General features: G+C 65.8%; 14 protein-coding genes. 10 read left to right on the top strand and 4 right to left on the bottom strand.

The annotated features are described in order from the left end of the window. Nucleotides 1-5: 5 nt before the first annotated feature. Nucleotides 6-983 (top strand): transcriptional regulator FtrA, encoded by a 978-nt coding sequence (gene ftrA, locus ACOGXE_RS01310; RefSeq protein ID WP_419932160.1) that lies wholly within the window; start codon nt 6-8, stop codon nt 981-983. Here ftrA and ACOGXE_RS01305 read toward each other — a convergent pair. After that, complete coding sequence (locus tag ACOGXE_RS01305; RefSeq protein WP_419932159.1) at nt 978-1,745, bottom strand: SDR family oxidoreductase; 768 nt, start codon at nt 1,743-1,745, stop codon at nt 978-980. The two genes, ftrA and ACOGXE_RS01305, sit on opposite strands and share 6 nt — an antisense overlap. Nucleotides 1,746-1,956: 211 nt before the next feature. On the opposite strand from ACOGXE_RS01305, the gene ACOGXE_RS01300 reads away from it, so the two are divergent. Further along, entirely contained in the window at nt 1,957-2,400 is a 444-nt protein-coding gene (locus ACOGXE_RS01300; RefSeq protein ID WP_419932158.1) for an SRPBCC family protein, read from the top strand. A 13-nt stretch (nt 2,401-2,413) separates the two neighbouring features. Here the strand turns inward: ACOGXE_RS01300 and ACOGXE_RS01295 are convergent, their stop codons facing one another. The 3 genes from ACOGXE_RS01295 to ACOGXE_RS01285 all read right to left on the bottom strand — a co-directional run bounded on the left by ACOGXE_RS01295 (nt 2,414) and on the right by ACOGXE_RS01285 (nt 6,172). Further along, nucleotides 2,414-3,013: a dimethylsulfonioproprionate lyase family protein gene (locus ACOGXE_RS01295; protein WP_419932157.1), complete on the bottom strand. Its 600-nt coding sequence runs from the start codon at nt 3,011-3,013 to the stop codon at nt 2,414-2,416. Between the two features lie 79 nt (nt 3,014-3,092). Next, nucleotides 3,093-5,435 carry an FtsX-like permease family protein gene (locus ACOGXE_RS01290; RefSeq protein WP_419932156.1) on the bottom strand — a complete coding sequence of 781 codons (2,343 nt, stop codon included), beginning with the start codon at nt 5,433-5,435 and terminating at the stop codon, nt 3,093-3,095. Nucleotides 5,436-5,485: 50 nt separating this feature from the next. Then, nucleotides 5,486-6,172 (bottom strand): ABC transporter ATP-binding protein, encoded by a 687-nt coding sequence (locus tag ACOGXE_RS01285; RefSeq protein WP_419932155.1) that lies wholly within the window; start codon nt 6,170-6,172, stop codon nt 5,486-5,488. A gap of 67 nt (nt 6,173-6,239) precedes the next feature. On the opposite strand from ACOGXE_RS01285, the gene ACOGXE_RS01280 reads away from it, so the two are divergent. The 8 genes from ACOGXE_RS01280 (at nt 6,240) to ACOGXE_RS01245 (ending at nt 13,694) form a co-directional block, all read left to right on the top strand. Further along, on the top strand, nt 6,240-6,764 hold the full coding sequence (locus ACOGXE_RS01280) for a PadR family transcriptional regulator (RefSeq protein WP_419932154.1): 525 nt from the start codon (nt 6,240-6,242) through the stop codon (nt 6,762-6,764). After that, on the top strand, nt 6,764-7,450 hold the full coding sequence (locus ACOGXE_RS01275; protein WP_419932152.1) for an ABC transporter ATP-binding protein: 687 nt from the start codon (nt 6,764-6,766) through the stop codon (nt 7,448-7,450). Before ACOGXE_RS01280 ends, ACOGXE_RS01275 begins: the two co-directional genes overlap by 1 nt. A gap of 123 nt (nt 7,451-7,573) precedes the next feature. Continuing rightward, a complete protein-coding gene (locus tag ACOGXE_RS01270; protein WP_419932151.1) occupies nt 7,574-8,026 on the top strand; it encodes a Fur family transcriptional regulator in 453 nt (150 codons plus the stop codon). Then, nucleotides 8,023-10,236 (top strand): catalase/peroxidase HPI, encoded by a 2,214-nt coding sequence (gene katG, locus ACOGXE_RS01265; RefSeq protein WP_419932150.1) that lies wholly within the window; start codon nt 8,023-8,025, stop codon nt 10,234-10,236. Before ACOGXE_RS01270 ends, katG begins: the two co-directional genes overlap by 4 nt. Nucleotides 10,237-10,283: 47 nt before the next feature. Next, on the top strand, nt 10,284-11,117 hold the full coding sequence (locus ACOGXE_RS01260) for a phosphate/phosphite/phosphonate ABC transporter substrate-binding protein (protein WP_419932149.1): 834 nt from the start codon (nt 10,284-10,286) through the stop codon (nt 11,115-11,117). 24 nt (nt 11,118-11,141) lie between these two features. Further along, entirely contained in the window at nt 11,142-12,167 is a 1,026-nt protein-coding gene (locus tag ACOGXE_RS01255; protein ID WP_419932148.1) for an LLM class flavin-dependent oxidoreductase, read from the top strand. A gap of 69 nt (nt 12,168-12,236) precedes the next feature. After that, nucleotides 12,237-12,851 (top strand): hypothetical protein, encoded by a 615-nt coding sequence (locus tag ACOGXE_RS01250; RefSeq protein ID WP_419932147.1) that lies wholly within the window; start codon nt 12,237-12,239, stop codon nt 12,849-12,851. A 225-nt stretch (nt 12,852-13,076) separates the two neighbouring features. Further along, nucleotides 13,077-13,694, top strand: a complete 618-nt coding sequence (locus ACOGXE_RS01245) for a hypothetical protein (protein ID WP_419932146.1) — start codon at nt 13,077-13,079, stop codon at nt 13,692-13,694. Nucleotides 13,695-13,700 lie beyond the last annotated feature (6 nt).

The following is a 13,700-nucleotide window of genomic DNA, read 5'->3' as shown; positions in this document are numbered from 1 at the left end:
TGCCAATGAGCGCGCCGTTGAACCGCAGCGTGGTGGCCGTTGCGTATGACGGGCTGTGCGCCTTCGAATTCGGCGTCGCAACGGAGCTCTTCGGACTGGCCCGACCGGAGCTGGAGGCCGATTGGTACGAGTTCGAGGTCGTCTCGGCTGACGCCGGGCCATTGCGCACGCTCGGCGGCGCAACGGTCACAGCACCTGTCGAACTGGGACGAGTCGAGGCGGCAGGCACAGTCGTGCTCCCCGGCTGGCGCGATCCGGCTGAGCCCCCGCCGCGGGCGCTCGTCGATGCACTCCGTGCTGCGCACGACGGGGGAGCGCGGCTGTTCTCGATCTGCTCGGGCGTGTTTGTTCTCGCAGCGACAGGGCTGCTCGATCACCGACAAGCCACCACTCACTGGCGCTACGCCGACCGTCTCCAAGCCGACTATCCGCTGATCGACGTGCAGCCTGATGTGCTGTACATCGACAACGGCACAACTCTTACCTCAGCGGGAAGCGCGGCGGGCATCGACGCCGGCTTGCACCTCATCCGTCGTGACTACGGACCCACTGTTGCCAATCAGGTGGCTCGGCGCCTCGTCGTTCCGCCACACCGCGACGGCGGCCAGGCGCAGTTCGTTACCCATCCCGTCCCGGAAGGACGCGAGGTTGCGCTCAGTACAACCCTGGACTGGGCGCTCGGTCGGCTGCACGAGCCGCTCACGGTCAGAGATCTCGCTGCCCATGCCCATATGAGCCCTCGTACCTTTGCTCGACGATTTGCGGAGGCCACTGGTCAGACACCTCACCGATGGCTGACACTGCACCGGGTGCGGCGCGCCCAAGATCTCCTCGAGAGCACATCGATCGGGATGGATGCCGTTGCTGCGCGCTCGGGTTTGGGCAGCGCCGCCAACCTCCGGCATCACTTCGAACGCGAGACTCGAACTGCGCCCAGCCGATACCGGGCAGCCTTCCGGGCCGAGCCTTCCGCCACCTCATGATCGGTCGAAGCCTCCCTCGGCATCGATGACCTGGCCTCTGATCCAGGCGCCGCTTTCGGTTACCAAGAATTCGACGAGGTTGGCGATGTCATCGGGGGCGCCCCACCGCTGATCGGGAAATCGCTGACGCACTCCTCGATACATGCCGATTGTGGCGTAACCGGTGTCTACGGGACCCGGGTTGATGCAGTTGACCACGATCCGTGAAGCTGCGAGTGCGTGGTTGATCGAAGCCGTCATCTGGTGCAGCGCTCCCTTGGACACGGCGTAAGCGATCTCGTCGTCCATAGGCGCCAAGTGCTGGCCGCTGGTGAACCAGATCATCCGTCCGACTGGAGGCGCCGGAGGCGGAACCGTCTGGTGAACCTGTGCGAATCGCTGGGCGAGTACGACGATGCTGCGCACGTTGACGGCCCAGCAGCGGTCCAGCTCCGCCGCGTCGACATCTGAGAGTGATTGCAACGAGCTGCGCGCATGGGCAGCGATGACGATGTCCAACTGTCCCTGCCGGTCGATGACTTCATCGACCAAGGAACTGACGGTCTCGGCTTGCTCCAGATCGTGGCGACGGACGGCGAACGGCATCCGAGAGAGCGATCGCTCACCCCAAGGCCTCTCGGCGTCGTGCGCCGGCCACCCGGTCGCGTCCACAGTGGCGCCGAGGTCGTGCAGCCGTCGTGCGAGGGCGGCCGCGATGCCTGCATCGCGGGACACGCCCGTGACCAATGCGACGCGGCCTGAGAGTGGTCCGGCTGTGCTCATGGCGGGACATCCTCTCGATGCTCTCGGGTTGAGATTGCGCGCCCGTGGAGGCGGGCCGTCGTTGACCCTTGTCGACCGGGCTTGAAATGGTGCCAGTCGGCCTCGACGGAAGTCGAATGAAATTCCTTGGGGCGGGTGTCGGTACGATCTCGCTGGTCTGATTGGCGAACCTGATCCGACGACAGGCAACGACGCGACAGGAGAGCACCTGATGGTTGAGACCGCCGCCAGTACCAGCATCGACATTGCGGCCAGTGCAGAGACCGTGTACGGGATCTTGACGGATCTGTCTCGTGTCAGCGAGTTCAGCCCTGAGTGCTACAAGTCCGAGTGGGAGGACGGCTCGACGGGTCCTGAGGTCGGCGCGAAGTTCCGGGGCTACAACCAGGCCGGCGACATGAAGTGGGATGCCGGCTGTGTCGTCGTGGCAGCCGAACCCGGTCGGGAATGGGCCTTTGAGGTGCCTGCTCAGGACGGTCGCCGCACGCTATGGCGCTATGAGATCGACGCGACTGAGGGGGGTTGCCGGGTCACCGAGAGCTTCGACTCGCCGATCCTCGACCAGGAGTTCTTCCAGAAGATGAACCGCCACAGCCTCCTGGTGCAGAACATCGCCCAGTCGCTGGAGAACCTCAAGGCAGTCGCCGAGGCCTGAGGCGGGATTCGCCTTAGGTCAGCGTGGCGTCGGCCACCACGGCGCCCGCCCAGCAGTAGAGGAGCACCGTCGGGGTTGCGCCGAAATCCTGCTGGTGCGGCTGCCAGGGCTCGTGATGCACGGCATCGCCAGGCTTGGTGATGCGACACACACCCTCGCTGCTGAACGACGGCTGGCCCGCAAGCACGTGGTACAGCTCTTCGGCCTCGTGATGGTGACTGGGGTAGTGCAAGTTCGGACCCCACACCGCGACGCCGACTCGCACCGATTGGTGCTCGACAATCGAGTTGGGACCGATCAATTGCACGTAGCCGTAGTTGTCGTGGAATTCCTGGCTCAGCACGCCGCGGTAGCCGGCGGTCTGGATCCACGGCAGTGCCGGTGCGAGCGAGAGAAACTCTTCGAGCACGGCATCGACGGCGTCGTCGCCGGAGAGCTCGACAGCGTCGAGATGCCGCAGCACAGGCAAGCGGCGAACTTCGACCACGGCCGGGCTGCGGGCTTCGTCGAGCGCGTCGAGCACCGTGGCAACCATCGGATACTCGGGGACGACCGGACGGCTGCGATGGAATTCAGCGATTCGCCGCAGCAGCTCATCGATGACACCGGACATTTGTGCATTGTCCCAGCCGCAGCCAGTCAGCAGTGTGCATGTCGTCGCATCAGATGAGCAGTGCGCCGCGGTCCGCAGCTCAGCGGGCGAGTGCAGTGAGGATGTCGAGACGGTTCGCCCGGCGGCAGGGAAGAACTGCGCCCGCTGCGGCGATGGCGAGCCCGGTCGTGATGGCGGCGACGAAGGCGACGAGGCTGAAGGCGTAGTCGACATCGAACGCGGTCATGTCCCGCAGGGTGCGCACAAGAATGGCGTGATAGGCAGAACCGGCGAGTGCGCCGAGCAGCGCTCCGGTCAGGCCGATTGAAAGTGCTTCGGCCGCGACGCTGGTGACGATGCGCCGTTTGGTGGCGCCTATGGCTCTGAGCGCCGCGAACTCGTTGGTGCGCTCAAGCGTGGACGCCAGCAGTGTGTTGAGGAGCGCGATGGCGGCGCAAATGACGATGACCAGCAGCATCATTGCGATGAGGGCGAGGATCTGGTCAGCAGACTGGCGGGCATCTGCGAGGAACTGCTCGCCAGTGAAGATCTGCACGCCGTGTCCCGCTGTGATCTGGTCGAGTTGCTGTCGGACAGCATTCGGGTCGGCGCCAGTCTCCAGTTGGATCTCATATCGGGCGAAGCTGTCGTTGCCGTAGTGAGCGGCGAAGAGATCGTGGGAGATGTTGATCATGCCGCCGCTGCCCGGGGCGATTGCATCGGTGATCGCGACGATTGGCAGTTGCAGGGCAGGCGTCGCGCCCGGGACGTCGATGATGTCGCCGACTTCGTAGCCGAACGTGAGCGCGGTTTGCTTGATCACGATGGCCCCATCTCCTGAGGCCATCGCCGAGCGTGCGTCTGCGGGGGCGAGTCGCGAGTAGGCGTACGCGCTATCTCCATAGACGCCATGGACACCGACGATGTGGGGCCCTGACTCGGTCGGGATCCAAGTGCTAGCGGCGATCGAGCGCACGCCATCGACGGACTCCAACTCGGGCTTCCATTCCGTTGGCAGGCCAACGAGGGCGATGTTGTCGCCGCCGGTCGTGCCGATCCAGAAGTCGCTGTACAGAGTCGTGGACAGGTTCTCGTTGGTGGTGTCGCGCAGGTTGATTGCCAGGCCCGTGGTGGTGACGGCGATAGCGACCGCGACCATCACCACGGCAGTTGTGCCCCACACGCGCCGGGGGGATCGTTTGAGTGCCGTGGCTGCGCGCTCACCGCTCGCGCCAAGTCTCCCAGCGACGCGAACCGCCATCCCCGTGATGAACGGCGCGGCGCCCGCGGTGATGCACAGGAGCCCTGCCATGGACGCCGCGAACGCCAGCCGGCCACTCGGGATCACGTGGAGAAGACAGCCGACAGCGATGAGCCACCAACGACGGGCGACATGATGCTCAGCGGGTCGCACTTCGGGGCGGAGCGCTTCGAGCGGCTCGATGCGAAGCGCTCGCCGAGCCGGAACGACAGCTGATGCCATGGCAGTGGCGACGCCCACAAACCATGCGATGACGAGCAGCGTTGCTGGCACCGAGGTCTGCAGGGGTGTTCCGATGGCGCGGGCGAATGCGTCGGGCACCGTGGCGATCACGGAGCTAGCCATGGCCGCTCCCAGCACCAGGCCAAGCGCAGAGCCCACAGCCCCGAGCGCTGCGGCTTCGGCGAGCACGCCGCTGAGGATCGTTTGGCGGCTGCCACCGAGCGCTCGCAGCGAAGCGATTTCGTGGCGCCGGTCGAGAACGGTCATGTTCATCGTGTTGAACAGGAGGAATCCCCCCACAACGAGTCCCATGGCTCCCAAGATCGAGAGCAGGGTGAACAAGACGCCGATGGTGTTTCGGGCTTGGGTGACCCGGTTGGCTGCCGCACGGATGTGCGCATCTCCTGCGGCGATCGCGAGGGCGGCCGGGTCAGGCCGCCCGTAGACGAGCAACGTGTCGGTGCCGGTGCGTCCACGGAGACCGAGCGCTGTCTCGAGGTCGGCGACTGCCACGCGCCCGCCATAGCGGTCTCGCAGGCTGGGGTCGGCTCGGCCGGCGATCTCACCGACAGCGGATTCACCCGCGGGTCCGGTGAACACGTGACGACCTGAGGGCGGCAACTCCGACCCAGTTCGGATGCCGGTAGTAGCGGCCAGCGCTTGTGCAGGCCGAGTCGTGAGACCGTCACCGTCTTCCAGCGCGAGCAGCCATGCCTGTACGTCGCCGACCATCACGGGTGTTTCGACGAAGCGGCGAACGCCGCTGACTTGCTCCACGTTGGCGATCGCCGTTCGGGCAGCGTCGAGCTCCGCGGAGGCAACGGTGACTTCGTATCGCGCTCCGCCGAGCAACGCCACCGTGGCATCGGCCGTTGCGGTCGCAGAAGTCAGCAGCGACGACATCCCAACGATGAGGCCGACGCCCGAGGCGATCCCCAAGATCGATACTGCCGTGCGCATGCGGTGATCCCGAAGGCGACGAAGGTGAAGCAGTCGGAATCGGTCCAACCTCATGCGGGCACCGGGCCCTCAGCGATGCGGCCGTCACGCAGGTTGAGGACCCTGGCTTCGGCGCTCGTTGCTATGGCCGGTTCATGAGTAACGACCACGAGGCTTCGCCCCCGGTCGACGGTGAGGCTCCGCAGCAGCGACAGGATGCTTGCTGAATTGGATTGATCGAGCGCCCCGGTCGGCTCGTCGGCGAAGACCACCTGGGGGTCCGGCATGAGCGAGCGGGCGATGGCGACGCGCTGCTGTTCGCCGCCCGACAATTCGTCAGGCGGATGGTCCCACCGATCGGCCAGACCGACCTCGTCGAGCAGCGCCAATGCCCTTGCGCGCTGTGTGCGAAGCGGCCGTCCGTCCAACAACTCGGCGGTGGCGACGTTTTCCCAGGCGGACAAGCCCGGCAAGAGCAGGAATGACTGGAACACGAATCCGAACACGCGGCGGCGGAATCCAGAGCGCTCGTCATCGGACAGCGTGGCGGTGTCGACGCCGTCGATGCGCAGCGTCCCGGCCGTGGGGGAGTCGATGAGCCCGAGGAGGTGGAGCAACGTTGACTTGCCGGAGCCGCTGGGTCCGGTCACGGTGAGGAACTCACCCGGGCGGATGTCGAGCGACACGTCGTCGAGGGCGACGATGTCGTGGGAGCCGCGTTGGTGGACACGTCTCAGGTTCGTGGCGTGGAGGTTCATCGGCATCTATTCTATGTGTGTATACCGTGCGTGTGTATAGACGATGAACTTGTGCCACACTCGTGTCGTGAGCGTGCAGCACGCCCTCCTCGGGTTCATGGAAGTCACTCCTCGACATGGCTACGACCTGAAGCGCTCGTACGACACCTTGTTCTCAGGGATGCGACCGCTGCGGTTCGGTCAGATCTACGCGACACTGTCTCGGCTTGAGCGCGATGGTCTCGTCGAGCTTGCCGAGACGGCTCCCGGTCAGGGACCCGAACGCAAGACGTACTCGATCACCGCTGAGGGTGTCACTGACCTGGAGCGCTGGTATGGCGAACCGGAGCCTGCCCAGTCGCCCATCGACAGTGCACTGTTTCTGAAGGTGACGCTGGCATTGCTGTCGGGAAGGGATGCGGGCCAGATCATCGAGGCACAGCGCGAGCGGCATGCCGACCGGATGCGGGAGCTCACCAAAGCCAAGGAGATTGCTGACGAGCACGACCGAGCGTTGCTCGACTACGCCCTGTTTCACCTTGAGGCAGACCTGCGTTGGATGGACCACACGGCCCAGCGGCTTGGTGAGCTCCGAAGTGCACTCACCCAGTGATGCCGGTTGTCGAGGCTGTCGGAGTCACCCGAGTCTTCGGCACGGACGGGATGGTCACCGCCCTTGATGATGTGTCGGTCAGCATCGCTCCCGGCGAATTCGTCGCCATCCAGGGGCCGAGTGGGTGTGGCAAATCCACCCTGATCCATCTGTTGGGCGGTCTTGACACGCCGACGGCGGGCACGATCCGCTTCGGCGGCGTCGACCTCGCCACTCTGACCGACAACGAGCGAACGCTGCTGCGTCGCAGCAGGATCGGCGTCGTCTTACCGATCGTCGAACTGGTCCCGACGCTGACGACGTGGGAGAACGTGGCGATCTCACTGTTGCTCGACGGCCGAACGATGGCCGAAGGTCGGGCCCGGGCCGCCGAACTGCTTAACGCGGTCAAGCTCTCGGACCGCGGCAACACCGTCGCCTCGCGACTCTCGACTGGAGAGGCTCAGCGCGTCGCTGTTGCTCGGGCGCTCTACAACGAACCGCATCTGCTCCTTGCCGACGAGCCGACATCGTTCTTGGACAGCGTGCGATCCGATGAGATTGTCGGGCTACTGCGGTCTCTCGCTGATGGTGGCCGCACCATCGTCATGGCAACTCACGATGTTCGCGCCGCTGCCTTCGCAGACCGCTCGATTCGCTTGCTCGATGGCCGAGTCGTAGAGCTCAACGTCGTTCGAGACGCGTAGCGGCCAGTCAGCAGTGCACATGTCGCTGCTTGACGGCAGTGTGCGGGGAGCCCGTCATGACGGCGTGCGTTTCAAGCGCATTACTGATTTTGGATTAGGTCTAAAATCAGATAGAATGCAGATATGTCCCAGGACACTGTGCAGCTCTTGCGAGACCGCGGGATACAGGTGACCGCACAGCGGCTGGCTGTATTCGACGCCGTGGCGACGCGGCCGCATGCGACTGCTGACGATCTGGTCGACGATGTGCGTGCCAGTATCGGGTCAGTATCCAGACAGGCAGTATTCGACGCCTTGGCCATGTTGACCGAAGAGGGTCTGATCCGGCGCATCCAGCCGGCACGGTCGGCGGCCCGATACGAGGACCGGGTCGACGACAACCACCACCACCTGGTGTGCCGGGGCTGCGGCCGGATGGTCGACGTCGACTGCGCCGTGGGCTACCGGCCTTGCTTGGAGGCCGCCGACGACAACGGCTTCACGATCGACGAGGCCGAGGTCATCTACTGGGGCATGTGTCCTGAATGCCAGGCAATCCCGACAACAGCTCACCGAACAGCCAAGGAGCAGCCATGAGCGACACGACCGCAACCGAATCAGCCCCGGCATCCGGCGGATGCCCAGTGCTGCACGAGCAGGCCAACATGGGCTCGCTGGCGAACCAGCAGTGGTGGCCCGAGCAGCTGAACCTGCGCCCGCTCAACAAGAACTCGCCGAAGATCGACCCGACCGACGAGGGTTTCGACTACGCCGCTGAATTCAAGACGCTCGATCTCGCTGCGGTGAAGGCCGACCTCGCCGAGGTCATGACCGACTCGCAGGATTGGTGGCCGGCCGACTTCGGCCACTACGGGCCGCTGATGATCCGCATGGCATGGCACAGCGCCGGCACCTACCGCATCCACGATGGCCGGGGCGGCGGCGGTTCGGGCACCCACCGCTTCGCGCCGCTCAACAGCTGGCCCGACAATGCCAACCTCGACAAGGCACGCCGGCTGCTGTGGCCCGTCAAGCAGAAGTACGGCCGGAAGATCTCCTGGGCCGACCTGATGATCCTGGCCGGCAACGTGGCGCTGGAGACGATGGGCTTCAAGACCTTCGGCTTCGGCGGGGGCCGTGAGGACGTGTGGGAGCCCGAGGAGGACATCTACTGGGGCCCCGAGAACGTGTGGCTCGACGACGAGCGCTACAGCGGTGACCGGGACCTCGCCAACCCGCTCGGTGCCGTGCAGATGGGTCTGATCTATGTGAATCCCGAGGGGCCGAACGGCACGCCTGACCCGCTCGCAGCAGCACGGGACATCCGCGAGACGTTTGCCCGCATGGCCATGGACGACGAGGAGACCGTGGCACTGATCGCCGGCGGTCACACCTTCGGCAAGACGCATGGCGCCGCTGATGGCGATGCCCACGTCGGCCCCGAACCCGAAGGCGCAAGCCTCGAAGAGCAGGGCCTCGGCTGGACGAGCACGTTCGGCAGCGGCAAGGCCGGCGACTCGATCACCAGCGGCCTCGAAGGCATCTGGACGCCGACGCCTGTGACGTGGGACAACACGTTCTTCGAGGTGCTGTTCGGCTACGAGTGGGAACTGTCCCAGAGCCCCGCAGGCGCCTACCAGTGGGTGCCGACCGATCCCGATGCGGCAGGCACCGTTCCCGATCCGCACGATCCGTCCAAGCGCCACGCGCCGGTGATGCTCACCACCGACCTGTCGCTGCGGGTGGACCCCATCTACGAGCCCATCTCGCGGCGGTTCCTCGAGCATCCCGACGAGTTCGCGGACGCATTCGCCCGGGCGTGGTTCAAGCTCACCCACCGCGACATGGGACCGGTTTCGCGCTACTTGGGGCCAGAAATCCCCGACGAGCAGCTGATCTGGCAAGACCCGGTCCCCGTAGTCGACCACGAGCTGGTCGACGACGCCGACATCGCAGCGCTCAAGACGGCGATTCTCGAATCGGGTCTGTCGGTTTCCGAACTGGTGAAGGCGGCCTGGGCATCGGCGTCCACGTTCCGCGACAGCGACCTGCGAGGTGGCGCCAACGGCGCGCGTCTCCGGCTTGCGCCGCAGAACGGCTGGGAGGCCAACGACCCGGCCGAGCTGGCGGCCGTGCTCACGGCGCTCGAAGGAGTCCAGGCAGCGTTCAACAGTGCACAGAACGGCTCGAAGCGAGTGTCTATGGCAGACCTGATCGTCCTCGGCGGGTGCGCTGGCGTCGAGCAGGCGGCACGCGCCGCCGGCCACGACATCGTGGTGCCATTCTCGCCGGGCCGCACCGATGCCTCGGCAGACCAGACCGATGCAGAGTCCTTCGCGGTGCTCGAGCCCACTGCTGACGGGTTCCGCAACTACTGGCGGGACGCCGACAAGCGCCGGCCAGAGGTGATGCTGGTGGATCGGTCGAGCCTGCTGTCGCTGACGGCGCCGGAGATGACGGTGCTGGTCGGCGGCCTGCGAGTGCTCGGCGCCAACACCGGCGGTTCGTCGCTGGGCGTGCTCACCGATCGTGCCGGAGCGCTGACCAACGACTTCTTCGTGAACCTGCTCGACATGGGCACCGAGTGGCAGGTGTCCGACACCGAGCACACCTACGAAGGCCGTGACCGCGGCACCGGCGACCTCAAGTGGACAGCCACCGCTGTCGACCTTGTCTTCGGCTCCAACTCGCAGCTGCGGGCGATCGCCGAGGTCTACGGCGCCGACGACGCCCAAGCCAAGTTCGTGGCCGACTTTGTGGCCGCATGGACAAAGGTCATGGACCTCGACCGGTTCGACCTCGCCTGAGTCCGCCGCCTCGGGCGGCACTACGTTGGGCGGCGGGGGATGAGTCCATGACAGAACGCCCGCGGCCGCTCATGATCGGCGCTACAGCGGCCGACCCGAAACGGGCCGTCTTCATCTGGAACGCCATCCGCAAGTACTTCAACGAGGCCGGACTCGAGACGGAGTACGCGCTGTACTCCACCTATGACGCGCTGTGCGCGGCGGTGCTGGACGGCCATGTGGACATCGCGTGGAACGCCCCGATGGCTCACGCGCAATTGCTGCTGCGGTCGCCGGGCACATGCCGGACGCTGGCGATGCGGGACACAGATGAGGACGTCCACTCGCTGATCGTGGCCCGAGCCGACGCTGCCATTGCCGATCTCGACGACCTGCGCGGGCGGCGTCTCGCCCTGGGTGTGGACATCTCCAGCGAGCTCTGCCTTCTGCCGGCAGCTCAGCTTGCCGAAGACGGCTTCGACATCAGGACAGACTGCGAGCTCGTCGAGCTCGAGGCCACCGAGTACTCCAACCTGCAGATGTGGGTGGACGACCGGACGATCTTCGGCGCCGTCATGGACGGCCGAGCTGACGCGGGCGTCATCTTCGAGCCGTGGCTCGGCTACCTGCTGCGGCGCCACGAGCTGGCGCCCGACGACGTCGTCGAGGTGTGGCGCACACGCCCGTACTGCCACTGCGCCTTCACCTCCGGCCCGAGCCTGAGCGACACTGACAGCCAACGGTTCGTCGAGCTGCTGGTGGCCATGGATCCCGAAGATCCCGACATCGCCGAGATGATGCGCATGGAGCATCTCACCAAGTGGGTGCGAGCCGCCGATGACGGCTGGGCCGACCTCATGAACGCCGTCGAGAAAGCCGACCTCGTCGGCAAGATCTTCTAAGTCGTACCCAGGAGGGAACCAGTCATGTCGAACCCCGCGCTCGGACTGCTGCTTGGATTCGAGGACTCGATGGCCGACTTCGTCGAACTTGCCAGCGAAGGCGAGGCAGCGGGGATGGAGTCGATGTACACCGTGGAGGCCGGCCGTAGTGCTTTCGTGTCCGCGGCTGCCGTGATCGCTGCCACCGAGCGGGTCACCGTGGGCACCTACATCGCCAACGCCTACGCCCGCGAGCCGTGGCTGACCGCGATCGCGGCCCGGGATCTCGACGAGATGAGCGGCGGGCGGTTCACGCTCGGCCTCGGCACTGGCAACCGCCACTTCAACGACTGGTACATGGGCGTCGACGATTTCCGGCCGCTCGGCAAGCTGCGCGACTACATCCAAATCGTGCGCAGCGCTGTGGCCGGCCGGGCGGGGGAGCCGGTGCGCTACGAGGGCGATCATCACCGCATCCGCTGGCGGGCCTCCTGGGAGCCGACGCGGCCGTCGATCCCCGTCTACCTGTCGGCCTCTGGACCCAAGATGGTCCGCCTCGCGGGCGAGGTGGCCGACGGCGTCGGCGTCGGCGTGATGTCTTCGGTTGAGTTCATGCGCGACATCGTCAGGCCTGCCGTACAGCAGGCCGCCGGCGAGGCAGGTCGGGATCCCGACAGCGTTGGCTTTCTGATGGGGTCGTTCGTGAGCGTCAATGACGATGAAGAACTCGCTCGCAACGCCGCCAAGGCGACCATCTGCGGGCTGTTCCACCCCGTGCCGCACCCGTACTACGACTCGCAGCTGCGCCAACTCGGCTTCGACGAGTTTGCGGACGCCGCAACCCGGCTGATGCCTCAAGGCCAGATTCGGGAGGCGATCGGCCTGGTGCCCGACGAGGTCGTCGACGCCATGACCATTACCGGGACGCCCGCCCAATGCGCCGACCGCATTTCCGACTACAGCGGCCTGACAGCGGAGATCATCCTGTTCCGGGTGCCGCAGCGCACCGATCCGCCGGGACTGGCCGGCTACGACTCACTGTTCGAGGTGGTCTCGCTCGCCGGAGCGTGAGGTCGTTGCCGCGCAGCCACTGGATTCGCGCCAGGGCTAGCGTCGGGACCGGTCGTCGAAAGGGATCCGATGCTGTCTGATCGAAGCCTGGGATGGCTTCGCTACCTCGACCGCAAGGCCCACACCCCTGACGACTGGTCGCGCAGCGGCCAGCCGCACCCGCACTGGGACGACCGATCCGATCCGCCCATGGCCAGTTGGCATCGCTTCGACCTGACCGACTCGTCGTACGCGCTCGGCCTGATGGCCCACCGCACCCCGGCATGGACCGAGCGCTACGTGGCCATTCTGGACCAGCTGATCGAACGACACACCGGCTGGTGGTCAGCCTCCGACTGGCTGACGCAATTCGGCCCAGACCCTGACCGGGCCAAGTATCCCGACGCCTACCGGCCCTTCATCCCACGAGAGCTGTGGGGCGACTACGACGTGCCCGGCTGGACTGCCAACGGCATCGAGCCATGGGGTGTCCAGATGGATCCCGTCGCCGCTGATGGGATGCTCTTCTACAAGGGCTTCTTCCTGGTGCTGCTGGGCATCCGCGAGATGATTGCCGCCGAAAGCCGCTGGAACGAGCCGTTCGACATGATCCGCGACGGCGAGCACACGTTCACGTGGACCCATTCGGAGATCGCTGCTCACCTGCGACAGCAGTGGCTGGCCGCTCCGATCGGCTGCCACTGAGAGAACACCAAGATCTGGCCATTCTGACTGTCCGGAGCTGGCCTCGGTCTGAGGCTTCACGACAACCGATACGGCACCGACCACCACGCTGCGGCATTTGACCCGTGGTGGGAGTACGCCCGCGAGCACTACCTGGATCTCGTCGGCGACGCCGAGCCCACGACCACCACCTTCTATTACGACCCTCTGGTCGACGCGGATCATCGCTTGCCGGTGCGAGCTGCCTTGACGACATCGTTCTACGTGGCTCCCCAGCGGCCCGAGGAGGCCCGGCGTCTGTTTGACGCGGCATGCCGGTCTGCTCGCTTCGATCAGGACATCGAGCTGCCGGTGATAGCCGGTCGAGGGCTCCCGTCGTCACTGGTGCTGGCCCGCGAGTGGGGGATGACTGATCTGGAGGAACGGCTGGCATCGGCCATCGAGGTGTCGTACGAGCCGACCTGGGACCACAATCGGGGGGAGTTCACCTGGGGCATGGGACTCGATGAGGAACACCCACGCGGCCAGTTCAACGCCTTCCTGGCCGCCGCAGAGGCGTCAGGGCCCGGACGGTGGACGGCGCTCTCGGCGGCGCCCCCCGAGCGGTGTCCCCAAGTGGTGGGTGTCGACTTTCCCCGCGTCGGCATGCGGCAAGCCGAGTGGATCGGCGACACGCTCCGGCTCAGCCTCGCGCCGCTTCATGCCGACCCGACGCAACGCACGACATTCCGCGTAAAGGGTGCCGAGCCTGGGTCATGGCAGATCACCGGGCCTGAGGGCGCCTCAGTTTCAGTCACAGACGAAGGACTGATCGTCGCGGCACCGCTTGTGGATGCCGAACTCGAAGTCTCGCCCTCGGTCTGACTGCGC

Source organism: Candidatus Poriferisodalis sp. (assembly GCF_965208555.1).
In the GTDB taxonomy this organism is placed as follows: domain Bacteria; phylum Actinomycetota; class Acidimicrobiia; order Acidimicrobiales; family Poriferisodalaceae; genus Poriferisodalis.
Note: the sequence above shows the minus strand (reverse complement) of the source record. Positions and strands in the feature narration are given on the sequence as shown.